This window comes from Adlercreutzia sp. St.1H8 (assembly GCF_059728655.1).
The window spans coordinates 2,851,869-2,876,382 of sequence record NZ_AP039376.1 but is presented as its reverse complement, the minus strand read 5'-3'; the positions used below and the strand labels follow the sequence as shown (position 1 = coordinate 2,876,382).

Below are 24,514 nucleotides of genomic sequence, written 5' to 3'. Positions count from 1 at the left end.
GCCCCGCGACGCGGCGGTCTCCGGCCGCTAGAGCCCCTGGGCCACAGCTGCCCCCATGTCGGTGAGACGCCTCTTCTTGTTCTGTCCCTTCACCACGAGTGCCGCCTGCTCGAGTTTCTCAAGAATGTTGTGGACGCTCGACTGGGCTACCTCGAGGTACTTGGATATATCGGTGACCCCCAGCTCGCCATCCTGGTAGAGCAGGCGAAGAACTTCCTGCTCACGATCGGAAAGCGGAGGTGCGGGAATCTGGGGATGCCTTGTGGTGGGAACCACGGCGTAGCTCTGGGTGGGTATGCCGCCCATCGCGGCCAGCTGCTGCGGGGGAATGGCGTTTCCGTAAGCGTCGAAGGCTGGCGCGGGCTGGGCGTAGCCGCCATGGTAGGGATCTGCGGGTGTCGTGCCATAAGCCGCCGCGCCGTAGGTCTGCGCTGGCGCGCCGTATCCTCCGCCTGGCTGCTGCAAGGGCATCGTCGGCTGCGGTGCGGGAATGGCGTATCCACCCGCCGTCTGCTGCAAGGGCTGCGCGGGCTGTTGGGCCGGCCATCCGCCGGCGCCCAGCATGGGAGGCACCGAGGGGTTGGGCGTAACGCTGATGGTAACCACCGAGCCTTGCCCCAGGTTGTCCTCGATGGAGATGTTGCCATGGGATATGTCCAGGTAATCCCGCACGATGGGCAACCCGGAGCCAACGCCGCGAATGTACTTCTTCATAGGCTCGACGGCTGACGAGAAGCCGGGCTTCTGGGCCTGGTCTTTGAACGGGATGCCCGGCCCCTGGTCGGCGAAGCGAATGGTGTTGCCGCGGTCGAGCACGGAGACGACGATCTCGCGGAATCGCGCATGGATGAAGTTCTCCGACACCTCGCGAATAACCGTGTAGGGGATGGTTCCGCCAGCTTGCTGCGCCTCGCGGTAGATGGTGGATGCCAGGTTCTCGATGTACTGCGTCGTGTCCGCAGGCTCAACCTCCACTACCCGCGGAGCGCTGCGCAGGTCGTCGTAGAGGGCAATACGCGCGGTGGTGTGGACGAAGGTGAAGTCAAACCCGTAGGGATCCTCGGTGGGGAGGGATTCCACGGGGTTATGTGATTCAGCGTTATTCAAGGTCATTCCAATTTTTCTTCGATTATTCAGCGTTTTCAGGAAATTCCAAGGGCATTTTAACGTTATTCACCGACCTAAATCTAGCCCACCTGCGGTTTCAGTGGATGAAAAGCAGCGAATTCAGCTTTTCAGGAAAGTTCAGTCATATCTGACCTGCTGTTTTCAGAGTTATCAACAATTTATTCATCAAAAGTGGAAAACGCTGAAAACTATGAATTCCAGATTCTTGAAAACCAGATCGCGTGGTGAAAAACTAGGGAAGAATTTGCTTGACTTTTAAGGTATTTGCGTTTCGCCAGGTTAATTGAGAAGGGGTTTCGAGGAAGCGCTCCTTTGTTCGCCCCTTTGATGGAAAAGTGGGCGTGAGGTGGCTCTCAACCGATGGAGTTTTTGTAAAACACCAGGTAAACAGCTAATTTTCAGTTTTTCATAAAAGGGCGATGGTTTTAGCTCCGAAGAAACAAACCATGACGCCCCTTGAGATTTGCACCGGCTTTGACGAAGGAAGGCCAGCGTAAGCCCTTGTTCGGCAAAGTTTTCAACATTTTCCACAATGCTCTTGGAAAAAACAGTGGAAAACTCCGAGCATCTCGCCGAAGAGGAAGGGAAGCACGCGCCGCGCGGCCTTCGGGGGCGGTCGTCATTGTCTATAATGACCGATATTCCGAAAGATATTCACCACCCCTCTGCCTCTGAGCCGAGGGGTGGAGCGCGAGGGAAGAGGACGCCTTGAAATTCAGCATCAATCGCACGGAACTGCAGAACGCCATCTCCATCGTCTTGAAGGGTGTGTCCACGCGCTCGACGCTGCCGGTGCTCTCGGGCATCCTCATTGAGGCGCGCGGCGATAAGATCACCCTCCAGGCGACCGACCTGGAACTCTCCATCCAATACTCGGTGGCTGCCCTCGTCGAGGAGGAGGGCAAGGCCGTGGTTCCCGGCAAGCTGTTCTCGGACATCGTGAAGAACCTTCCCGATGCAGCGGTGCATGTGGACGCCGGGGAGGATCAGGCGTTCATTACCTGCGACACCTCGTCGTTCTCGATCAAGGCCCTCAATTACGAGGACTTTCCCGGATTCCCGTCGGTTGACGTGACCCAGCGCATCGAGGTTCCCTTCGCCCAGTTCTCATCCATGGTTCGCCGCGTCGCGCGCGTGGTCTCGAAGGATGAGAGCCGCGCCATCCTCACCGGCGTGCTCATCACGCTTGAGGAGGGCCTGCTGCGCATGGTGGCCACGGACTCCTATCGTTTGGCCATCACCGAGGCTGAGCTGGAGGAGTCGGCGGCCGATCCCTTCCAGGCCGTCATCTCGGGCAGCTTCTTGCAGGAGATCGCGTCGCTTCCCAAGACCGAGTCTCCGGTGACGTTGGCCCTGGCGGAGAATCAGATTGTCGTGACCTGCGAGGACACGGTGTTCATCAACCGCCGCATCGAGGGGAACTTCCCCAACTACAAGCAGCTGCTGCCTGATGCCTACGTCACGCGCGCCACGTTGGAGGTCGACCGCCTGATGGCCAGCGTCAAGCGCGCGTCCATCCTGGGAACCGGGTCCACTCCGGTGCGGTTCGACCTGAACGCCGCCTCGCAGACGGCGCAGATCTCGGCGGCGTCGCAGGACGTGGGATCGGCTCAGGAGACGCTGACCTGCGAGATTGAGGGCGAGGATGTGGAGATTGCCTTCAACTACGCCTACGTGCTGGATGGTTTGCAGTCGGTGGGCACCGAGCGCGTGTACCTGGAGGCTCAGTCGTCGATGAAGCCGGGCATCTTCCGTGCCGAGGCGCCGGAGAACTTCCTGTACTTGGTCATGCCCGTGCGCCTGTCCTAAGACCGCGCCGGCCCGAGGCCGCCGTCCATGACGTTGACCATTCAGAGCATAGCGTTCCGCGACTTTCGGAGCTACGACCGGCTGCGCCTTGACGGCTTGGGCCCCCTGACGGTGTTCGTCGGGCCGAATGCGGTGGGAAAGACGAACATAGTCGAGGGAATCCAGCTTTTGACTGCGCTCGCCTCGTTTCGCCATCCCACCATCGAGCAGATGGTGCGCCACGGCGCGCCGGCGGCCCGGCTGACCGCCCACGTGAGCGATGGAAGCCGCGAGCTTGACGTCGATTTGCGCCTGGAGGGTCACACCAAACGCTACTCCCTGAACGGGAAGGCCAAGAAGACGGCGGATCTGAAAGGGCTTGTCCCCTCGGTGACGTTCACGCCGGACGACCTCGACTTGGTTAAGGGGTCGATGAGCGTGCGCCGCAAGGCCCTCGACGTATTGGGGTCGCAGCTCTCGGCCAACTACTACCTTATTCTCAAGGACTACGAGAAGGTCCTCCAGTACAAGAACCGTCTGCTCAAGGAAGAGGCGTCGGAGGTGATGATCGACAGCATCGACGAGATGCTGGTGACCGTGGGCGCGCAGCTCTCGTGCTACCGCGCGTCGCTCTTCACGCGACTTGAGCCTCAGATAGCCCGGCGCTACAGCGAGATAGCGGGCAGCGCTGAGAAGCTGCGCGCGACCTACCGGCCCTCATGGGAGAAGCTGCGCGACGGCAACCCGTCTGGGGAGGAAGCGGGCTGGGAGTCGCTCACCCGGGATGTCGCGCGGGCGGCCCTTGAGGAGGCGCTCGCTGGTCGCCGCGCCGAAGAACGCGCCCGCCGCCGCGCGGTCGTGGGGCCCCACGGTGATACGATCAGCTTCTCCATCGACGGAATGGACGCGACGCTCTACGGAAGCCAAGGTCAGCAGCGCTCGGTGGTGCTGGCCTGCAAGCTGGCAGAGGCAGCCGTCATCGAGGAAGTGCTCGACCAGAAGCCGGTGCTTCTCCTCGATGACGTGATGAGTGAGCTCGATGAGGCCCGTCGCGCCGCGCTCGTCTCCTACATTTCAGAGGATGTGCAGACCTTCATCACTACGGCGAACCTCGCCTACTTCGATGAGCGAATGTTGCGCGCAGCCCAGGTGATACATCTTCCCATTGCGGAATAAGCGCCGATTTAAGCACTTGTTTTTATTGTGAATCGATACCGATAGAGGAAAAGTCGAGAAACACGCCTTAGAACGGCTTAAAACAGCGTCTGTGAGCGGTTATGAGCGCTTTTCCCTACATCAATATGATAGAATCAGTCAGATTCCGCCTTATAACCGACTCTACAGGCCGCGTCCTGGGTCGCAAGGCGTCTGGAAACCCTCTCTATCTGGAAAAGGAGCGTGTCAGTGGCGAGTAAACCAGATCACTATGATGGTTCTGACATCCAAGTCCTGGAAGGCCTCGAGGCCGTGCGCAAGCGTCCGGGCATGTATATCGGATCGACGGGCCCGCGCGGCCTGCACCACCTGGTCTACGAGGTAGTCGACAACTCCGTCGACGAGGCGCTCGCGGGCTACTGCGACACCATCGAGGTGTGGATTCATCCCGACAACTCGATCACCGTCGCGGACAACGGCCGCGGCATTCCCGTGGACAAGCATCCCAAGGAGAAGATCCCCACCGTCGAGGTGGTTCTCACCATCCTGCACGCCGGCGGCAAGTTCGGCGGCGAGGGCTACAAGGTGTCCGGCGGCCTGCATGGCGTGGGCGTCTCGGTGGTGAACGCGCTCTCCACGCGCGTCGAGGTGTGCGTCAAGCGCGACGGCAAGGAGTACGCCATCGACTTCGACCACGGTAAGACGGCCACCAAGCTCCACGAGATCGGCAAGGCGAAGGGCACCGGCACCAAGACCACCTTCTGGCCCGACCCGGAGATCTTCACCGAGACCACCATCTACGACTACGATACCCTGGCTAACCGCTTCCGTGAGATGTCCTTCCTCAACAAGGGCCTCAAGATCATCTTCCACGATGAGCGCGTGACCGACGCCGACGGCAACCCGCGTACCGAGGTGTTCCAGGCCCTGGGCGGCATCGTCGACTTCGTGAAGTACCTCAACGAGGGCAAGGAGACGCTCAACAAGCCCGTGTACTTCGAGGCGGAGAACGCCGACGGCACGGTGGAGGTGGCCCTGCAGTGGTCGACTTCGTATTCCACCACGTCGGTGCTTGCCTTCGCCAACAACATCAACACCCACGAGGGCGGCACGCACCTGGATGGCTTCAAGCAGGCCATCACCCGTACCATCAACGACTACGCCCGCGCGAAGGGTCTGCTCAAGGAGAAGGACTCCAACCTCTCCGGCGAGGATGCGCGCGAGGGCCTGGCCGCCGTCATCTCGGTGAAGCTGCATGACCCGCAGTTCGAGGGCCAGACCAAGACGAAGCTCGGCAACACCGAGATCCGCCCGCTCGTGCAGAACGCGGTCACCCGCGGCCTGGCCGAGTACCTGGAGGAGAACCCGACGCCGGCCAAACGCATCGTCGGCAAGGCGACCCAGGCGCTCAAGGCGCGCGAGGCTGCCCGCAAGGCGCGCGAGATGACGCGACGCAAGAACGTGCTTGACTCCTTCGCGCTGCCGGGCAAGCTGGCGGACTGCTCGTCCAAGGAGGCTTCGCTCTCCGAGATCTTCATCGTAGAGGGCGACTCCGCAGGCGGCTCGGCCAAGCAGGCCCGCGACCGCAAGTTCCAGGCGATCCTGCCCCTGCGCGGCAAGATCCTCAACGTGGAGCGCGCGGGCCTTCATCGCTCGCTGTCTTCGGAGACCATCAGCTCGCTCATCACGGCCATCGGCACCAACATCGGCGAGGACTTCGACGCCGACAAGGCGCGGTATCACCGCATCATCATCATGACCGATGCCGACGTGGACGGCGCGCATATCCGCTGCCTGCTGCTCACGTTCTTCTACCGCTACATGCCCGAGCTCATCAACCGCGGCTACATCTACATCGCGCAGCCGCCCATCTTCGGCATCAAGAAGAAGAACTCGCGCAATCCCAAGATCGAGCGCTACATCTACGACGAGAAGGCGCTGTCCTCCACCCTGGCGGAGTACGACGACCCCGGCAAGTACGACGTGCAGCGCTACAAGGGCCTCGGCGAGATGGATCCGGAGCAGCTGTGGGAGACCACCATGGAGCCGGCCACCCGCACGCTCTTGCAGGTGAACATCGACGATGCCGTGGAGGCCGAGCGCGTGGTGAGCGAGCTCATGGGCGACCAGGTGGAGCCCCGTAAGGAATTCATTCAGAAGCACGCGCGTGACGTGCGCTTCCTGGACATCTAAGGAGGCCCCGTGTCTGACGAGAACAACGAGATCAACGACGGCCTGAGCACGGACGAAGACAGCCTGGACAGGCTGCTCGACCGCGCCGAGGAGGACTTCGAGGACATCGACGAGGAAGAGGAGGGCGACGAGGACGCCGAGCAGGCGAGCGCGTCGTCCACCGTGGAGGAATACGCTTCCGAAGAGGACATCGCCCGCTCGATGCTGAAGGACATGCCCAACCCGCACGGTTCCATCATCGAGGACGCCAACGGCGGCGAGGGCACCACGGTGCGCGCGGCCTACCTGGGCAAGGAGATGCAGACTTCCTTCCTCGAGTATTCTATGAGCGTTATCGTCTCGCGCGCCCTGCCGGACGTGCGCGATGGCCTGAAGCCGGTGCACCGCCGCATCCTCTACGCCATGAACGAGTCCGGCTACACGCCGACCAAGCCGCACATGAAGTCGGCCCGTACCGTCGGCGACGTGATCGGCAAGTACCACCCGCACGGCGATAGCGCGGTGTACGACACCATGGTGCGCCTGGCCCAGCCGTTCAGCCTGCGCCTTCCCCTGATCGACGGCCACGGCAACTTCGGCTCCATCGACGGTGACTCCGCCGCTGCCATGCGTTACACCGAGGCGCGCCTGGACAAGGCGGCCATGGAGCTCCTGCGCGACCTGGACAAGGAGACGGTCGACTTTCAGCCGAACTACGATGAGTCGCTCCAGGAGCCCAAGGTGCTGCCGGCCCGCTTCCCCAACCTGCTGGTCAACGGCTCCAACGGCATCGCCGTCGGCATGGCCACCAACATCCCGCCGCACAACCTGGGCGAGACCATCGAGGCCACGTGCCTGATGCTCGACAATCCGGATGTCACCACCGAGGAGCTGATGGAGGCCCTGCCTGGTCCCGACTTCCCCACCGGCGGCATCATCATGGGCAAGAAGGGCATCATCGACGCCTATGAGACAGGCCACGGCAACATCACCGTGCGCGCCAAGTGCGAGATCGAGGAGAAGAAGAACGGGCGCTCCGCCATCGTGGTGAAGGAGATCCCCTATCAGGTAAACCGCAAGCGCCTGCTGGAGAAGCTCGGCGAGCTCGTGCGCGACAAGAAGCTGCCCGAGATCAGCAACATCCACGACGCGGCTGACCGTCATGGCATCGACATCATCATTGACCTCAAGCAGAATGCCATTCCGCAGGTGGTGCTGAACAAGCTGTTCAAGCACACGCAGCTGCAGGTGGGCTTCGGCATCAACATGCTGGCGCTGGTGGACAACAGCCCCCGGGTGCTCTCGCTCAAGGAGATCCTGTTCTACTACATCGAGCACCAGAAGGACGTTATCCTGCGGCGCACGCGCTACGAGCTGGCCCGGGCTGAGGAGCGCGCCCATATCCTTGAGGGCTACATCATCGCGCTCGACAACATCGACGAGGTCATCTCCATCATCCGCTCGTCGGAGACCGACAAGGAGGCCGCCAAGCGCCTCACTGAGCGCTTCGGCCTCTCGAAGAAGCAGACCGACGCCATCCTCGAGATGCGCCTGCGCCGCCTGACCGGCCTGGAGCGCACCAAGATCGAGGAAGAGCTGGCCGAGCTGCGCGAGAAGATCGCCTACTACAAGCGCGTGCTCTCCGATGACGCCCTCGTGCGCGACATCATCAAGGAGGAGCTGCGCGACATCAAGAAGCGCTACGGCAACGTGCGCCGCACCCGCATCACCGGCGAGGCCAAGGACATCGACGTCGAGGACCTCATCGCGGATGAGAACATGGTAGTCACCATGACGAAGGCGGGCTACATCAAGCGCCTGCCCGTCACCACCTACCGCCAGCAGAAGCGCGGCGGCAAGGGCATGCAGGGAGTGAACCTCAAGGACTCCGACTTCGTGGAGCACCTGTTCGTGGCCTCGACGCATTCCTACATGCTGTTCTTCTCCACTGCCGGCAAGGTGTACCGCCTGAAGGTCTACGACATTCCCGAGGCGTCGCGCCATGCGCGCGGCACGGCCATCGTGAACCTGCTGCCGCTGGCGAAGGGCGAGACCATCTCGGCCGTCATCGCCACCAAGGAGTTCCCGAAGGACGAGTTCCTCATGTTCGCCACCGCGCAGGGCATGGTGAAGAAGACGTCCATGGACCTGTACGACCGCACTCGCCGCGACGGCCTGATCGCCATCAACCTGAAGGACGACGACGAGCTGATCGCTGTGCGCCGCGTGGCCAAGGACGAGCGCGTCATCATGGTGTCGAGCGCCGGCAAGGCCATCATGTGGAGCGAGGACGAGGTGCGCGCCATGGGTCGCGACACCATGGGCGTGCGCGGCATGAACGTGCCGGCTGATGCCCACGTGCTGGGCATGGAGATCGCGCGCCCTGGCACCGACCTGTTCGTCATCACCGAGAAGGGCTTCGGCAAGCGCACGAAGATCGAGGAGTACCCCGAGCATCATCGCGGCGGCCAGGGCGTGTACACCATCACCATGACTCACAAGAAGGGCCTGCTCGCGGTGATGAAGATCGTCGGGCCCGAGGACGAGATCATGATCGTGTCTGAGGAAGGCGTCATCGTGCGCACTCCGGTCGAGGGCATCTCCGAGCTGGGCCGTTCGACCCAGGGCGTGATGGTCATGCGCGTGGCCGACAAGGATCGTGTGACGGCCGTGGCCATCTCGAGCACCGGCAAGAAGCGCAAGGCCAAGCCGGGCGCGGACATCGACGAGGATCAGATGGCGCTGCTGGAGGCCGAGTCTGAGACCGGCGTCCTCGGAGAGGACGACCTGGACGACCTGGAGGAGTAGCGCACTGCGGCGAAAGCGCCGGCTGACGGCGCTGCGAGTAGCGAGAAAAGCCCCGAAGGAGGATCTTCGGGGCTTTTTTGTGGGTGGGGCGAGGGGGCGGCGGTGAGGGCGGCAGGTGGTGGAAGGCTGGCGTTGGGTGGTTGGAGGACGGCTGTTGGCGCCCTGGGCGGCTGCCGGGCGGGTGTGGCCGGCGGCGAGGGCGGACGCTCTGGGCAGCTGGTGTGGGCGGCGGCGGTGAGGGTGGCTGTTGGCGGCGGGTACCGAGTTCCGCACTGCGCCGGGTGGCGCCCCAGGCGGCGGCGAGGGCTACGGCAGCGGAGAGGGCTCCGGTGGCCGGGGCGAGGGTGGACAGTTGGCTGGTGGGTGCTGCGTGCAGATAGCGGGGGGCAGTGGTTGGTGCCGGTTGCCGGGTGCCGGCGGCGGTTGGAGGGTGCCTCGGAAGCGGTTGCGGGGCGTCGTCGGCTACGGCGAGGGTGACGGTCGGCAGCGCACACCGAGCGACGCATTGTGCCGGGCGCCCACCTGGACGGCGGTTGCAGACGTCGGCGGCGGCGCGGGCGCCGGGTGCCGGGTGCCGCACTGCGCCGTGTGGTGATTGATCGGCGGGAGCGGTTGCGAGCGTCTGGTGGTTGGCCGGCGGCGTGTGGTTGAATGTTTCACGTGAAACATTCAACCATGGCTAACTTTTTTGCGCGCCAAAGAGCGACGTGCCGACGTGGCAGCGGTGTGACGCTGTTGAGGCGCGGCGGTTAACTGTCGAGGGTGTCGTGGCCATCGTCGGCAAAGTCCTCAGGGGCAAGGGTGTCGAGGAAGGTGCGGAACTCTTGCATGACGGCCTCATCATCGTCCCGCGTGCGGAACACATAGGGAAACGACGTGCGCTCGAGCACCGCTTCGTCAATATAGAACGGAGCTTCCTGACGAATGGCCAGCGAGAGCGCATCAGTGGGCCGCGCGTCTAGTTCGATGAGCCGCCCGCCTTGACGCAAGGAGAGCTTCGCGAAGAAGGTGGCACCTTTCGCCCCGCTGATGACCACGTGGTCAACGCGCGCATCGAGGTTGGTGACCGCATCGAGGAACAGATCATGGGTGGTGGGCCGCGGCAGGCGCACATGCTCGATGGCGATGCCGAGTTGGGTGGCCTCCTGCGTGCCGATCCAAATGGGGACGATGCGTGATTTCCCTTCTGGCGTGTCTTCAATAGGCTCGAGCACCAGCACCGATGGCTGTCCAGGGGCCGTGACGATGAGGGTGAGAACGCGAAGGGGAATCATGCTCGCTCCTGTCTTCCAAAATATGCGGGGCCACCGTTCGCGGCGCTGGATGTTTCACGTGAAACATTATCCCAATTAACGGCAAAAAGTGCTTGACCATCCTTTGTCACTTGGTATAAGGTAGTCAAGCACTTTTTCAAGGGCCCGTAGCTCAGTTGGTTAGAGCGCACGCCTGATAAGCGTGAGGTCGCTGGTTCAAATCCATTCGGGCCCACCATTTTTTGCGATAAACGCTCCACCGTGAGCCGAGTTAGCCGGTGGAGCGTTTATTATTTTCCCTGCCGGTTCTTGCTCTGATCGTTTCGCTTGCTGTTTCACGTGAAACACGGCTGAGGCTGTCGGAACGCGCAACGAGCCAGGCAACGAGCACGGGGCATTAGCTCAGCTGGGAGAGCGCGGGCTTTGCAAGCCTGAGGTCAGGGGTTCGATCCCCCTATGCTCCACCAAATATGATGAAGAGGGTCAACATTAAGTTGGCCCTCTTTTTTTGCGGATCAAATGTTTCACGTGAAACATTTGTGCGGTTTTCGCTCAAGTGCCACCTGAGGGCGCTATAGTGGACGAGAAGGGGAATACGACGACGTCTTGGCTGGAGGTGGCCGAATGACCAGCGAAGAGACGGTGCGGATAGGCTACCGCGCGCCGTACCGATTCGACAAACTGCTTGCATTCTTCGGCCGCCGCGCGTTGGAGGGCGTCGAGCTGGTCGAGGGGGAATCCTACGCTCGGACGGTTCGGCTTGCGCTGCCTGGCGGCGATGAAGCGCAGGGATGGCTGCGGGTCACCGACGATCCCTCCTCCCAGTCACTCATACTTACTATAAGTGAATCACTCATTAATTATGAGCCGCAGGTGAGCGCTCGCATTCGCCGCCAGTTTGACGTAGAGACGGATCCGCAGGCCGTTCATGAGGGCCTTCGCTTGCTCGACGAGGCGGTGCCGGGCGCCGCCGTCGAGGGAACCCGCGTTCCGGGGTGCTTCGACTCGTTCGAGACCGCGTGCCGCGCGGTACTCGGTCAGCAGGTGACGGTGGCAGCTGCCGGCCGGTTCGCCGCGCGGATTGTCGAGAGTTATGGCTCGCTGGTGGAAACGGGGATAGCAGGTCTTACCCACGCGTTCCCCACACCGGCTGAGGTGCTGGCGATTGATGATGTGGAAACGGCGTTTGGCACGCTGGGCGTCATCAGATCGCGCTCGCGCACGATTGTCGAGCTCGCGCGTCTCATTGAAGCGGGAGAGCTATCGCTCTGTCCCGAAGCAGACGCGAAAGACCAGATGGAGCGCCTGCTGGCGATACGCGGCATCGGCCCATGGTCGGCCAACTACCTGGCCATGCGCACGCTGGGGCATCCGGATGCCTTCATGGAGACTGATGTGGGCGTGGCCCAGGCGCTGCCAGAGCTCACCCCGCGTGAGCGCCGCGCCCTCGCCGAGCGCTGGAGGCCTTGGCGCAGCTACGCCAACGTATGCCTGTGGAACTCGCTCGAAGACGGCTGAGATGACGAGCCCCTAGCCGCCAGCGTCCGGCAAGACGCAGCGGGGATGGGACGACGAAGGGAGATTGCCGTGTATTACTCGACGGAATACGACTCACCGGTAGGAAAGCTGACGCTGGCGAGCGACGGCCAGGCTATCTGCGGCCTGTGGCTCGAGGGGCAGAAGTACCACGGCGCCGGCATCGCCGGGGAACTGGAGCGTAACGACCAGGCAGGCGGCTTCGACGAGCTGCGCGCGTGGCTCGACGCCTACTTCGCCGGCGCTCGTCCGGTCCTTGAGAAGGTTCCGCTCGCGCCCATCGGCAGCGAGTTCCAGCGCCTGGTATGGCGATTGCTCACGAAGATCCCCTACGGCGAAGTGACAACGTACGGAGCCCTCGCCGAGCAGGTAGCGCAAGAGCGCGGCGGACGCCGCACGGCGCCCCTGGCCGTGGGGGGAGCGGTGGGCCATAACCCCATCAGCATCGTCATCCCCTGCCATCGCGTAGTAGGATCCGACGGGAGCCTCACCGGTTACGCGGGCGGCCTCACGCGCAAGATGTGGTTGCTCGAGCACGAAGGTGTGAAGGCGGACGGCCTTTACATGCCGAAGCGGGGCACGGCGCTTTAGGAAAGACATCGCGCGCGTGTCGAAAACATGGACGCGAGCGGGGAAATCAGATGATCAGCATGCTCATCAGCCAGATGACGGCCAGGTGGACGGGATAGTAAGCGTAGAAGAACCACTTCATCGGCCGACCACGCCGACCGTCATAGCAGGTGATAAGCGCGCTTCCGAAGAAGAATCCCACAAGCGAAAAGAAAACGGTAGCCCACAGCGCGGGGAGGGCTCCGAGGTCGTCGATGGTATTAGTGGCGCTGAATGATGGCGCTGCGGCAGCGAAGGGATCGGCTGTCAGCATACTGAGGGCGCCTACTGCGTCGGGGCCGTGGGAGACGATCGCGAGCGCCGGCGGCAAGCCTATGGCGAGGAAGGGGACGGCCAGCGCCATCGGCACGCCGTGTGGATGATGACGAAGCCGATGGAAGAGCAGCACCGTCAGCACGCCGACGAGTCCCCAGTCGAAGGGGAGGGTAGCCAGCGTTGCCATGCCTGCGATCAGCACGAACAGCGGTCGCGATGAGACGCGGTCGTGCGCGACGAGTACGCCGAGCGACACGAGCAGCGTGAACAGAACATTCGGCACCGCACCCCACAGCAGCGAATACGGCACCTGTGATACCACGGCGAACGCCGCCAAGCGCAATGCGTAGCGGCGCACATTCGAGGTGTAGTGGTAGCCCTCAACCAACAGAAAGGCCATGATGGGAAACGTGATGCCGCCGAGAGGGTAGAGCCCCATCGCCGCCGTCGGAATCGTCGAAGCGAAGACGTTGGCAACATGGTTGCACGTCATGGCGACGATAGCCGTCACCTTCAGCCAGAAAGAGGATATGCCTACGCCGCTCTTGCTCATGAGGACATCATAGACGACCCTGCGCTCTGAACTGCGTCCCAAAACTTGGACGAATTAGTAAGGACTAAGCTGCTAAGGACTGATTTCGGAATTCCTCCGGAGTCAGTCCTTTCAGTTTAACCTGTCGTCTCCTCGTATTCCAATGAACGATGTAAGCGTCCAGATCTTTCTTGAACTCTTCGAAGGTAGCCCATTTCCGACCCTTGAAGAACTCATCTTTGATATGACCGAAGATCTGCTCGGTAGCCCCGTTGTCGATGCAGTTGCCCTTTCTCGACATGCTCTGCACGATGCCATGCTCTCTCAGTCGCTCGGCCCAGGCCCTCTGCTGGTATTGCCAGCCCATGTCCGAATGCAGGATCGGTGTCGCGCCCTTCGGCATCCTGGAGAAAAGCTGATCGAGGATATCGTGCTGCTGGGCCATGCTCGCGCTCTTCGACACCGACCACGCTATTATCTCTTTGCTCCCGAAGTCGTATATCGGCGCGAGATAGGCCTTGCCCCACGCCTGCTTGAACTCCGTGACGTCGGTGCCCATCTTCTGCCAAGGGCCCTCCGCTCCGAAGTCGCGCCCCAGCACGTTCTCGAAGGTCTCGCCGACGAGGCCTTTGTACGAATTGTACTTGTGATAGTCGGTTTCGCGGCGGATGCCGCAGCTGATCCCCATCTCGTGCATGACCTTCAACACCGTCTTGTCCGCGATGCGCGCGCCGCGCTCGGCGCGCAGGCACATGGCGATCTGCCGATGTCCGCAGCCGTTGGGAGTCCGTGAGAATATCTCGCTTATGGCGTCCCATAGCTCCGGTCGGGTCGGCGCCTTCGGATGCGACAGCGCGTAGTAGTAGCTCGATCGCGCCATCTCCGCCGCTTCCAGCAGATCAGCGAGCGGGTAATGCCCTGAGAGCGCGGCTACGGCCGCTGCCTTCTCCCGGTTCGAAGGCTCTTCTCCGCCCTCAGGGCCGCCAATTTTTTTAGGTAGGCGTTCTCCGCCTCGAGCTTTCGGACGCGGACTTCGAGCTCTTGCTCGCGAGTCATCCCTTCCTTCGCGGCCCCGCTCCCTTTGGGTCGGCCCTTCGGCTTGGGGCGCAGGGCTTCAGCGCCGCCCTCCCGATACGCTTTGCACCACTTGAGGAGCGCCGACCTCGAGGCTATGCCGAAAGACGCCATGGCATCGGGGACCTTCTCGCCGTCCTCGACCACCGCTTTCGCGGCGGCCAGCTTCTGCTCGTAGGTGTATCTGACCTGTCGTCCGCCCATCTGCAGCAATCCGTCCAATCCAACAGCGCCGAACTTGTAGCACCATTGTTTCACAACGGAAGGAGGAAGCGCTAGGACGGTCGCGGCCGCGTGATACCCATAGCCCTCCTCGAAGAGCTCCGCTGCGGCCCTGCGGACATCGACGTCGTATCTGATCCTAAGGTCTGATGGCATAAAGAAGCCTCCCATTTCTCGTGTCCAAGAAATGGGAGGCAGTACACTCCACCGGGTTGAGCTCGGGGCGTACTATGGGGGCATGAGCGAAACACGGCAGAGAACAGAGAGGCGGAACGCCCCGAGCGGCACCTGGAAAAACCCCATTGGGGGCCTTGCTGCACGGACGCCCATCGTGGTGGTGATTCTGGCGGCCGGCTTGGCTGGGTGCGTTCTCTCTTGCAGCGATAACGTTACCTATAGTGAACTTCTGCGGAACTTCTCAGTGCTTATGGCGGGGTGCGCGCTGACGGCGGTTGTGGAGGAGGTGCTCTTTCGCGGCTTGCTCATGAACGCGCTGCTCCACGCGGGGGAGCGCGTGATGTTTCACGTGAAACATCGTGGGATAAACGATGAGCCGTACGATAGTGACGGACGGGGTGAGGGGAAGGGCTCTCGAATGTTTCACGTGAAACATTCGAAACCGCGGGGAGATTCGAGTGGGCCTCATGAATCGCGATGCGCTGCGGGTACGGTGGCGTTGGTGGCCGTTGTGGGGAGCGCGATGGTGTTTGCGGCGCTGCATATTGTTCCCGCAGCAGGAGAGCCGTGGCCGTGGGAGATGGCGCTTGAAGCGGAGGTCGCGTCGGAAACCGGGGGCGCGATGGGAGTTGAGGCCGCGCCGGGAGTCGGGGGCGCGGTGGGGGTTGCGGTTGCTGCGGGGCTCAAGGTGATGCAGGCGCTGCTCTTCGGCATCGCCATGGCCGGGTTGCGCCTGGTCTCGCTCTCTCGGACGCGCTGCTCGGGGGCGAGTGCGTCTGGCGCGATGGAGGGCGTAGCGAATCTGGTGCGATTGGACGGGCTGGCTGTGCCCGTTGGCGTTCACTTCGGGTTTGACCTGCTGTACTTTGCGCCGGTGGTGCTGGCGACAGGCGCGTTTCCCCTTACTTATATCAGCACGACGCCCGCAGAATGGGCGCCCGCGGTCGCGTCGACCGTGGTTCTGCTGTGGCCGGCGGCTTGGGCCCTCGGAATTGCCCGTCGTGGCGTGCTACCATACGACGACGATCAAGACTGCCGCCGCTCGTAGGCGGAAAGGAAGGAGAGGCCCGTGAACCGCATGGAGGCGCTGCGCGCGCTGGGTCTGGACTCCGATGCCACGCCTGAGGACATCAAGGTGGCCTACAGGGAGACGGCGCAGATCCTTCATCCGGATCGCTTCGCCGCCAACAAGAAGCTGCAAGATCGCGCGACCGAGCAGTTCAAGCGCCTGCAAGAGGCGTACGACTTCCTGCAAAGGGACGCGGGGAGGACGGGGCACCGCCCCGGCGGGGCGAACGCGGGCGCTCGCCGCCGCGGGGCGGCCGCCGCGGGGTGGTCTGGTGCCGGCACGCAGGGTGCGGGGGCGCAGAGCGCGGGCGCAAGCACCGGCGCGGGGGCGTCGGGAACAGCGCGGCCGCACGTCGAGGTGGACGAGGATGGCAACGAGGTCGAATACGTCACCGACGCGGAGCTGCGCGCGCGGCTGGCAGGTATCGCCGCCGCCCGTGTCCAGATGGTGGCTCAGCGCGACGCCCTGCTCGACGAGCGTCGAAACGGTGCGGTCATGGCGGCCATCGGCGCGGTACTCGCACTGCTCACCGCGCGGCGTCCCTTCGGCATTCTCGGCGTCATCGCCGCCGCTGCCTCGGCCGCCACGGTGTGGGGAATCGTCCAGGTAGTGTCGTCGCAGCGTAACCTCACGACCCTCAACGAGCATTTGGACGAGCTGACTCGTCAGCGTAGGGAATACGAGGCGCTCCTCGACGAGTAGCTCCCCCGATTTCGCGTCCGGCTGCCGACTTGGGGCTCTGGTGGCTCCGCCGAGGAGGCGTTCCGCGTGTTTCACGTGAAACATCTGTTGGTGGCGTTCGGCGCGCGTATAATACGCACGCACCACGAACGCCGTGTTCGCAGCCGCTTTTCGCGCGTGTCGACAGGGCATCCCATCGCAAGAGAAAAGAGAACCCCGAACCTATGCAGCAAGAGAACATCCGCAACGTCGCCATTATCGCCCACGTCGATCACGGCAAGACCACCCTGGTCGATCGCCTTCTGTGGGCTTCCCACGTGTTCCGCGAGAACCAGCAGGTAGAGGAGCGCGTGCTCGACTCCAACGACCAGGAGCGCGAGCGCGGCATCACCATCCTCTCCAAGAACATCTCCATCACCTACAAGGACGTGAAGATCAACGTCATCGACACCCCGGGTCACGCCGACTTCGGCGGCGAGGTCGAACGCGTGCTCAACATGGCTGACGGCGCGCTGCTCATCGTGGACGCCTACGAGGGCCCGAAGCCTCAGACGCGCTTCGTGCTGTCGCACGCGCTGGAGCGCGGCCTGCGCATCGTGGTGGTGGTGAACAAGATCGATCGCCCCAACGCCAACCCCGAAGGCGCAGTGGATAAGGTGTTCGACCTGATGGTGGAGCTGGGCGCCACCGATGAGCAGCTCGACTTCCCCGTCGTGTACGCCTCGGCCGTCAACGGCTATGCGCGCAAGGACCCGGAAGACGGGAACATGGACATGGTGCCGCTGCTCGACACCATCCTGGCGGAGATCCCCGCGCCGGACGTCGACCCCGACGGAGCTGTGGCGCTGCAGGTGTGCACGGTTGACCATTCCAGCTACGAGGGGCGCATCGGCGTGGGGCGCCTGCACAGCGGCACGCTCCACGAGAAGGAGACCGTGCTCGTGGTGAAGGCCGACGGCACCGAGCGCACTGCCCAGATTCGCAAGGTGTACACCTTCGAGAACCTTGGCAAGGTTGAGGTGCCCGAGGCGCACGCGGGCGACATCGTGGCCGTCATCGGCATCGAGGACGCGGACATCGGCGACATCCTCACCTGCCCCGATAACCCCGTGGAGCTGCCGGCCATCGCGGTGGAAGAGCCCACCATGGCCATCGTGTTCGAGGCCTCCACGAGCCCGCTCGTCGGCCGCGAGGGCGACATCGTCGGCGGCCGCCAGCTGAAGGAGCGCCTGCTGCGCGAGAAGGAGAGCAACATCTCCATGCGCATCAACGAGCTTGAGGACAAGAGCGGCATCGAGGTGGCCGGCCGCGGCGTGCTGCACCTGTCGGTGCTCATGGAGACGATGCGCCGCGAGGGCTTCGAGTTCCAGGTGGGCCGCCCGCGCGTGGTGTACAAGAAGGCCGAGGACGGCAGCCGCCTCGAGCCCATCGAGGAGGCCACGGTGGACGTGCCCAGCGAGTACGCGGGCAAGGTCATCGAGGTCATGGGTACGGCCGGCGGCATCATGGAGGATATGGCGTCGGATGAGACCATGACGCACCTCACCTTCCGCATCCCCTCGCGCGGCACCATGGGCCTCAAGACCCGCGTGCTCAACGTCAGCCACGGCGAGGCCGTGCTGTTTCATCACTTCAAGGAGTACGGTCCCTATTCCGGCGAGATGGCCGGTCGCAAGAACGGCGGCATGATTGCCATGTCCACCGGCAAGGCCGTGGCCTACGCGCTCGACACGCTGCAGGAGCGCGGGCGGCTGTTCGTGTCGCCGGGCGATGAGTGCTATGAGGGCATGATCGTGGGCGAGTCTGCTAAGGAAGGCGACATGGTGGTGAACGTCGAGAAGACGAAGAACCTGGGCAACCAGCGCTCGAGCACCGCCGACAAGGCCATCCAGCTCACGCCGCCCATCACCTTCACCTTGGAGGAGGCCCTGGAGTACATCGAGGACGACGAACTGGTGGAGGTGACGCCGCAGTCCATTCGCCTGCGCAAGCGCCTGCTCTCGGCCACTGATCGCAAGAAGGCGGCCAAGCGCGCGTAACGCCGAGCGCGCCCGCGCCTGCGTCGTCCGCGCAGAGAGCGGCGGCTGGGCACGCCCGCAGCGTGCTAGTCGCGAGCGGGACGGGAGAGCGGGTCGCGCTCGGGACATGCTCAGCATGGAGGCGCCACGCGTTTGCTGAGCGTCGCCGTTCTCACCGGCGTGGGCGCCGAAGAAGCACGAGCCGAGGGCCGTCGGGGGAGACCTGGCGGCCCTCGGCTCGTTTTCCCGAGAGCGTGTTTCACGTGAAACACGCTTGCTTGGAGCGGGAAACTTCCTACTGCGCTGTTTACCGGCTGTGAAACGAAAGTGGTCATATCGTGAACCGCCGCGCGCCCCTCTACGCCGTGTGCAAGAATACACGCGAAATGACCATGGGGGCCGATGCCTAAAATCGTGCATCAATCCCGGCGCCCATGATAGAGAAAGGCGATCATGAAGAAGCTATCTGTCGCAAAATCCGTCTGCGCTGCCAGCTTGGCCCTCGCCTGTGCGTGGGGCATCGTCGGCTGCTCCGGCGGCACCACTGTCAACGGCGTGAAGCTCACCGGTGGCACGGCGGCCACTGTCAACGGCACCGAGATCCCCGAGGACGACGTGACGCTGGAAGTGCAGGCCATTCGCGAGCGCATGGGACTCACCGACGAGCAGGCTTGGGGCGAGTGGATGGCCCAGAACGGCTTCACCCCCGAGACCGTGCGCGAGCAGGTCATCGACGGCCTGGTGAACGAGGAGCTCATTCGCCAGATCACCAAGGAGCAGGAGATCACGGTGGATGCGGCCGAGATCGACGGCTATGTGGACAGCATGCGCTCGCGCTACGAGAGCGACGAGCAGTGGCAGGACGCCCTTGAGCAGGCTGGCCTGACCGAGGAAGAGTACCGCGAGAACATCGAGCTCTCGCTGCTCTCCAACCGCCTGATGGAGACCGTGGCCACCGATGACGAGCCTGCCGCCGAGGATATGCTGACCTACGCGCAGATGTTCGCCTCCTCCTATAACGGAGCCAAGCGCTCGAGCCACATCCTGTTCGACTCGGGCGACGAGGCCACTGCCCAGGAGGTGCTGGAGAAGATCAACGCCGGGCAGCTCGACTTCGCCGAGGCCGCCAAGCAGTACTCCAAGGACACCGGCTCGGCCGCTAATGGCGGAGACGTGGGCTGGGACAAGCTGACCACCTTCGTCGACGAGTACCAGACCGCGCTGAACGATCTGGACAACGGTGCCGTGAGTGGCCTGGTGCCCAGCCAGTTCGGCATCCACATCATCAAGTGCACCGACGTGTTCACGGCGCCGTCTGAGGTGACGAGCACCGATCAGCTGCCGGAGGAGTTCGTCACCTCCATCCGCACCATGCTGTCGCAGAGCCAGAGCTCGCAGGGCTACACCACCTGGCTGACCGAGCAGCGCGAGGCTGCCGATGTGGTAGTGAACCCGATGCCCGAGGGCCTGCCCTACTACGTTGACATGACGCAGTTCGAGACGGCTGACGAGGGTGCGGATAACCCCGACACGGGTACCGGCACCGAGGCCGGTACCGAGGGCGGCACCGAGGGCGTGACCCCCGAGGCGCCCACCGAGGGCGATGCCGCGCCGGAAGGCGATGCCGCTGATGATGGCGCCGCCGCTGGCGAGGGCGATGCCGCGAAGGAAGGCGCCGCCGATCAGCCCGCCGAGGGCACCCAGGGCGCTCAGCAATAACCAAGACGCCGCAGGAAGAGCAGGCCCCGCGTTCCACTGGGAACGCGGGGCCTGCTTGCGTAGAGGAAGGACCAAGGAAGGCGCAAGCGAGCGCCGGGCCCATCGGCTTCCTGTTTTTCGACGTACGAATGTTTCACGTGAAACATTCGGCAGCGCAACACGCCACGCCGCGAATAATCAGAGCGCGCCACGGTTCTGCGGGGAGGCTTCAACAACGTGACACGTTGCGAAAGGGTGGAGCTCGCTGCAGTGCCGCGTGATGCGTCCTGCTGCGTCGTATCATCCGATGCGCGCGGGCATCGTACTGCGTCGCGCAACAAAAAACGCCCCGCGGATGGCGGGGCGCTTCGCTGTTTCTGGCGGAGGAGGAGGGATTCGAACCCTCGTCACCGGGGTTACCGGTGAAACGGTTTTCGAGACCGCCGCATTCAACCACTCTGCCACCCCTCCGCTTGGGGCGGGCGTCCGAGGACGCTCCCTATGACGGAAGGCGGGCGGTGGTTTGCGCTGCGTCTTCCCGAGCCGCATTCCTTCCCTGAGTGTTTCACGTGAAACGGGGAAGGGGGCTGTTAACTCTTAGTGGCGGAGAGGCGGGGATTCGAACCCCGGATACGCTTTTGGCGCATACACGATTTCCAATCGTGCTCCTTCGGCCAGCTCGGACACCTCTCCGCTGCTTACAGGCCGACCGGCGATAATCGCCGATGCAGCAAATACGTAGTATAGCGGACGCCTTGCGAGCTCACAAGCAGGATTTTTCTTTTGAGTAGAAGGAAGGGGGGCGGTGAGTGCCGCGGCCTCTCTTGTAGGGTTTGTTGCCAAGCTGTAATATATCGAGGTTGCGCTGCGTTCTCGCGCCTCCGTGTTCCGCCGCCGGGTGGCCCGAGGACCGCAGCGTGACGCCTGCCGCGCATCGACGCATTTCCTCCTTTTCCTAGTACAGAAGCACCAGGCCTTCTCGTTTTCCGTGATCCTTCCCGATCACTTGAGTATCACTGAAATCCAAGTGATACTTCACTGAAATTCAAGTGATAAAGTGAAGTGATCAAGTGAGAGTGATGCCATGTCGTAGAATGAGCCCCATCGTCGGGAGGCAGGAGAGGAAATGACGCCAGAGGATCTTCGCGAGACGGTAGAGCGTCTTCGCCGACAGGGCAGCGACGATGCTGAGGTCGAAGTAAAGCGATGTGCCGTCGATCTTTCTAGCGACGTTTGGGAAAGCGTGAGCGCTTTCGGTAACACACACGGCGGAGCCCTGATTCTGGGGCTGGCTGAGAAAAATGATTTTCAACCAGTGAAAGATTTTGATGTCAATAAGATCATCGATCAATTCGTGTCAGGCATTGGAGATGGCGGTCAGCCTGGAAAGCTCACCAATCCCCCTCAATACGAAATAGAGAGACACGATCTGGAGGGATTTCCCCTTCTGGTCGTTGAGCTCAAGGAAGTGGAGGTGTCTCTCAAGCCGTGCTACATCACGGCCCGCGGCGTAAACAACGGAAGCTACAAGCGCGTCGATGACAAAGACATAAAGCTTTCCCCGACAGAGCTTTACGAGATGCAGAACGCCCTTATTCCCTCACCTGCTGATCGGTCCTTGGTAGACGGCGCCACACAGAAGGACCTCGACCAAAGTCTCATCGATGACCTTATTGAACGTGCGAAGAGTCGGAATGCAAAGGCTCTTCGTGGAGTGAATGACCGCATGGGACAGCTTGAGCGCCTCAATATTACTGGTGTGGGAGGGGGCCTTTGCTTGGCAGGCTTGCTCGTGGCTGGTTCTTATCCTCAGCAGTACTATCCGAAGTTCATTGTCGACGTAGCAGTTCATCCAGGAGTCGAGAAGTCTACTCCCGATTCACCCCGTTTTCTCGACAGGGTCATCTGCGAAGGCCCTTTGGCAGAGGTGGTGGATGATGCCGTACACGCAACAGCGAAAAATTTGAGAACGTTTGCCGTCGTTAGGGGAACTGGTAGACGGGAAGAATTGGAGATACCAGAAGAGGTTCTTCGAGAGGCAATAGCAAACGCGGTGGTTCATCGTGAGTACAGTGCGCGGTTCCAAGGAGAATCGGTTTCAGTAGATGTTTTCTCGGATCGTGTGGAGATATCCAATCCGGGAGGTCTTTGGGGAGGAAAGACGCTTTCCAACCTTGCGGATGGGTCTTCCCGCTGTCGTAACGAGGCTCTCATGAAGCTCATGACGCTGGTCCCTCTCGCCGATGACAAGGGGTCGCCTGCGGAGGGAAATGGCTCAGGCGTTCCTTACATGATTCACGAGATGGAGTCGCGTGCTTTGGAGAGACCGCGTTTTGAGGTAAGTTTCGACCGCTTTAAGGTGATCCTCGGTCGTTATGGCACAGAAATAGCCGAGAGCCGACAGTGGATGAAGGGTCTGACAGATGAGACGCTCTCCCATCATGAGGAAGCGGTTCTTCTTTATATGAGGAGATACAAGAAGGCCTCGGTGAAGGAAGTCAGGTTGGCTTTGAGGTTTGACTCAGATGAAATAAGGGAGGTTTTCCGCAAGCTTGCCCACGAAGGCGTTGTAGCAAAGGTTGGGCCAGATGAGTTCAGGCTGTCAGGAGAAAGCCCCTTTATAACTGGCGAGGAGTTTCGTGACGCTATCCTGTCTCTGTTTGGCTCGGATGAGACGCTGGGAATGCGTGATATTGCAGCGGGGGTTGGGCAAGATATAGAGAAGACGCGCTACCAGGTGAGGCGTTTGGTGACGGAAGGCCGACTTGTCCCCACGGCAGTTCAAACAAGTAAGAACAGAAAGTACCGAAAGTCTCACTGAAATATCACTTGAATTTCAGTGAGACTCAAGTGATGAAGTGAAGCGAAGGGCACCTGAGGGGAGGAAGGGGACGGTGAAAGGCCGCGTTTTTGTCGTCTCATCATGTGGAGAGTTGGCGCTTCGGGGGCGGTTTCGGGGTTCTTTCAGCCTATTTTCAGGTTCGAGTGACTAAAATGGGGCAGTTTTCGTAACGTAACAGGAAGGCTACCCACACGATGCTTACACTTTCGAATCTCAAACGCTTCGGCGCCGTGGCGGTGAGCGCGGCGCTCGTTGCCACCATGGCCGGCTGCGCAGCCGGCGGCAACGGTATCTCCGATACCTCCCAGGGCACTGCCGCCACCCTGAACGGCAAGCCCATCGGCGAGAAGGCCATCACGGAGTACGTCGCCGAGTTCCGCGAGTCCGCCGACCTCACCGACGACGATGCCTGGGGCCAGTGGATGGTCTCCAACGGCTACACGCCCGAGTCCGTCCGCGAGGAGGTCATCAACTTCTACGCCGACAAGCTCCTGCTCGACCAGGCGGCCGAGGAGAAGGGCATCAAGATCGAGCAGTCCGAGATCGACGACCAGCTCTCCCAGGCCAAGGCCATGTTCGAGAGCGAGGACAAGTGGAAGGAAGCCCTCGAGCAGAGCGGCATGACCGAGGAAGAGTACATCGACGAGGTCATCCGCACCAACCTTCTGCAGCAGAAGATCCAGGAGGCCCTCACCAGCGAGGAAGGCACCGGCTCGTCCGACGAGGAGCTGCTCGCCTACCTGCAGGACAGCGCGTCGCTGCTTGACGGCACCAAGCGCTCGAGCCACATCCTCTTCAACAGCGAGGATCGCGACACGGCCGAGCAGGTGCTCGAGCGCATCAACTCCGGTGAGCTGGACTTCGCCGCGGCGGCCGAGCAGTACTCCGCCGACACCGGCAGCGCCGCCCAGGGCGGTGACGTGGGTTGGGATGCCACCGCGTCTTTCGTGACCGGCTACCAGAACGCCCTCGAGGGCCTGGAGAAGGATCAGGTGAGCGACCTGGTCGAGAGCGACTACGGTATCCACATCATCAAGTGCACCGACGTGTACAACGTGCCGGAGGGCGGCATCACCGAGCTCGGCCAGGTGCCGGAGGAGATTGTCGAGACCGTCCGCACCAACATGACGGCCAGCTCGGGCACGACCTCGTTCTACTCCTGGTACAGCGACTACCGCGACGCGGCCGACCTGGTGATCAACCCCATGCCGGAGAAGCTCCCCTATGCCATCGACCTCTCGGCCTACCAGGCTGCCACGCCTGACGTGACCGCTGAGGACCCGGGTGCGACCGAGGGTGCGGCCGACCAGGGCAGCGCCGACGCCGGTTCCGCGCAGGGCGCCGACGCGCAGGGCGCTGACGCGGGCGCTCCCGCCTCTGGAGGCTCCGCGAGCGGAAGCGGCACCACGAGCAACTAGCAAGCTCTCAGCTATCACGCGCACGAAGGGCGTGTCCCCTAACGGGGGGCACGCCCTT

Annotated in this window: 17 protein-coding genes and 4 tRNA genes; 14 read left to right on the top strand and 7 right to left on the bottom strand. The window is 62.4% G+C overall.

What is annotated here, in order from left to right; all coding sequences use genetic code 11:
• Window positions 1-27: 27 nt before the first annotated feature.
• Window positions 28-1,113 (bottom strand): ATP-binding protein, encoded by a 1,086-nt coding sequence (locus tag AC6I0Y_RS11210; protein WP_497731980.1) that lies wholly within the window; start codon window positions 1,111-1,113, stop codon window positions 28-30.
• 723 nt (window positions 1,114-1,836) lie between these two features.
• On the opposite strand from AC6I0Y_RS11210, the gene dnaN reads away from it, so the two are divergent.
• From dnaN to gyrA, 4 genes are all read left to right on the top strand, one after another.
• Window positions 1,837-2,937, top strand: a complete 1,101-nt coding sequence (dnaN, locus tag AC6I0Y_RS11205) for a DNA polymerase III subunit beta (protein WP_497731977.1) — start codon at window positions 1,837-1,839, stop codon at window positions 2,935-2,937.
• A 27-nt stretch (window positions 2,938-2,964) separates the two neighbouring features.
• Window positions 2,965-4,092, top strand: coding sequence for a DNA replication/repair protein RecF (recF, locus tag AC6I0Y_RS11200; RefSeq protein ID WP_497731974.1), 1,128 nt, complete (start codon window positions 2,965-2,967; stop codon window positions 4,090-4,092).
• Window positions 4,093-4,320: 228 nt separating this feature from the next.
• The gene (gyrB, locus tag AC6I0Y_RS11195) at window positions 4,321-6,264 is read left to right on the top strand and encodes a DNA topoisomerase (ATP-hydrolyzing) subunit B (protein WP_497731972.1); all 1,944 of its coding nucleotides are present in this window, start codon (window positions 4,321-4,323) and stop codon (window positions 6,262-6,264) included.
• Between the two features lie 213 nt (window positions 6,265-6,477).
• The gene (gene gyrA, locus AC6I0Y_RS11190; RefSeq protein ID WP_497733675.1) at window positions 6,478-9,051 is read left to right on the top strand and encodes a DNA gyrase subunit A; all 2,574 of its coding nucleotides are present in this window, start codon (window positions 6,478-6,480) and stop codon (window positions 9,049-9,051) included.
• Between the two features lie 749 nt (window positions 9,052-9,800).
• Here gyrA and AC6I0Y_RS11185 read toward each other — a convergent pair.
• Window positions 9,801-10,325: a bifunctional nuclease family protein gene (locus AC6I0Y_RS11185; RefSeq protein ID WP_497731971.1), complete on the bottom strand. Its 525-nt coding sequence runs from the start codon at window positions 10,323-10,325 to the stop codon at window positions 9,801-9,803.
• Between the two features lie 140 nt (window positions 10,326-10,465).
• On the opposite strand from AC6I0Y_RS11185, the gene AC6I0Y_RS11180 reads away from it, so the two are divergent.
• The 4 genes from AC6I0Y_RS11180 to AC6I0Y_RS11165 all read left to right on the top strand — a co-directional run bounded on the left by AC6I0Y_RS11180 (window position 10,466) and on the right by AC6I0Y_RS11165 (window position 12,431).
• Window positions 10,466-10,542: transfer RNA gene (locus tag AC6I0Y_RS11180), tRNA-Ile, on the top strand.
• A 153-nt stretch (window positions 10,543-10,695) separates the two neighbouring features.
• Window positions 10,696-10,771 (top strand) — tRNA-Ala (locus tag AC6I0Y_RS11175).
• 157 nt (window positions 10,772-10,928) lie between these two features.
• The gene (locus tag AC6I0Y_RS11170) at window positions 10,929-11,822 is read left to right on the top strand and encodes a DNA-3-methyladenine glycosylase family protein (RefSeq protein ID WP_497731970.1); all 894 of its coding nucleotides are present in this window, start codon (window positions 10,929-10,931) and stop codon (window positions 11,820-11,822) included.
• Between the two features lie 69 nt (window positions 11,823-11,891).
• The gene (locus tag AC6I0Y_RS11165; RefSeq protein ID WP_497731969.1) at window positions 11,892-12,431 is read left to right on the top strand and encodes a methylated-DNA--[protein]-cysteine S-methyltransferase; all 540 of its coding nucleotides are present in this window, start codon (window positions 11,892-11,894) and stop codon (window positions 12,429-12,431) included.
• Window positions 12,432-12,477: 46 nt separating this feature from the next.
• Here AC6I0Y_RS11165 and AC6I0Y_RS11160 read toward each other — a convergent pair whose 3' ends face one another.
• The 3 genes from AC6I0Y_RS11160 to AC6I0Y_RS11150 form a co-directional block, all read right to left on the bottom strand.
• Window positions 12,478-13,278 (bottom strand): TraX family protein, encoded by an 801-nt coding sequence (locus AC6I0Y_RS11160; protein WP_497731966.1) that lies wholly within the window; start codon window positions 13,276-13,278, stop codon window positions 12,478-12,480.
• A gap of 64 nt (window positions 13,279-13,342) precedes the next feature.
• A complete protein-coding gene (locus AC6I0Y_RS11155; protein WP_160214616.1) occupies window positions 13,343-14,245 on the bottom strand; it encodes an IS3 family transposase in 903 nt (300 codons plus the stop codon).
• The gene (locus tag AC6I0Y_RS11150) at window positions 14,188-14,709 is read right to left on the bottom strand and encodes a helix-turn-helix domain-containing protein (RefSeq protein WP_217983490.1); all 522 of its coding nucleotides are present in this window, start codon (window positions 14,707-14,709) and stop codon (window positions 14,188-14,190) included. Before AC6I0Y_RS11150 ends, AC6I0Y_RS11155 begins: the two co-directional genes overlap by 58 nt.
• Before the next feature lie 175 nt (window positions 14,710-14,884).
• Between AC6I0Y_RS11150 and AC6I0Y_RS11145 the strand changes: the two genes are divergently transcribed.
• The 4 genes from AC6I0Y_RS11145 to AC6I0Y_RS11130 all read left to right on the top strand — a co-directional run bounded on the left by AC6I0Y_RS11145 (window position 14,885) and on the right by AC6I0Y_RS11130 (window position 20,217).
• Window positions 14,885-15,778 (top strand): hypothetical protein, encoded by an 894-nt coding sequence (locus AC6I0Y_RS11145; RefSeq protein ID WP_497731964.1) that lies wholly within the window; start codon window positions 14,885-14,887, stop codon window positions 15,776-15,778.
• A 21-nt stretch (window positions 15,779-15,799) separates the two neighbouring features.
• On the top strand, window positions 15,800-16,501 hold the full coding sequence (locus tag AC6I0Y_RS11140; RefSeq protein ID WP_497731962.1) for a J domain-containing protein: 702 nt from the start codon (window positions 15,800-15,802) through the stop codon (window positions 16,499-16,501).
• A 203-nt stretch (window positions 16,502-16,704) separates the two neighbouring features.
• Window positions 16,705-18,519, top strand: coding sequence for a translational GTPase TypA (gene typA, locus AC6I0Y_RS11135; protein WP_160707678.1), 1,815 nt, complete (start codon window positions 16,705-16,707; stop codon window positions 18,517-18,519).
• A 432-nt stretch (window positions 18,520-18,951) separates the two neighbouring features.
• Window positions 18,952-20,217, top strand: coding sequence for a peptidylprolyl isomerase (locus tag AC6I0Y_RS11130; protein ID WP_497731960.1), 1,266 nt, complete (start codon window positions 18,952-18,954; stop codon window positions 20,215-20,217).
• A 357-nt stretch (window positions 20,218-20,574) separates the two neighbouring features.
• Here AC6I0Y_RS11130 and AC6I0Y_RS11125 read toward each other — a convergent pair.
• Both AC6I0Y_RS11125 and AC6I0Y_RS11120 read right to left on the bottom strand, forming a co-directional pair.
• Window positions 20,575-20,667 (bottom strand) — tRNA-Ser (locus tag AC6I0Y_RS11125).
• A gap of 130 nt (window positions 20,668-20,797) precedes the next feature.
• Window positions 20,798-20,889 (bottom strand) — tRNA-Ser (locus AC6I0Y_RS11120).
• 433 nt (window positions 20,890-21,322) lie between these two features.
• On the opposite strand from AC6I0Y_RS11120, the gene AC6I0Y_RS11115 reads away from it, so the two are divergent.
• Both AC6I0Y_RS11115 and AC6I0Y_RS11110 read left to right on the top strand, forming a co-directional pair.
• Entirely contained in the window at window positions 21,323-23,017 is a 1,695-nt protein-coding gene (locus tag AC6I0Y_RS11115) for an ATP-binding protein (protein WP_497731959.1), read from the top strand.
• Between the two features lie 215 nt (window positions 23,018-23,232).
• Window positions 23,233-24,456: a peptidylprolyl isomerase gene (locus tag AC6I0Y_RS11110; RefSeq protein ID WP_160707680.1), complete on the top strand. Its 1,224-nt coding sequence runs from the start codon at window positions 23,233-23,235 to the stop codon at window positions 24,454-24,456.
• The last annotated feature ends 58 nt before the right edge of the window (window positions 24,457-24,514 follow it).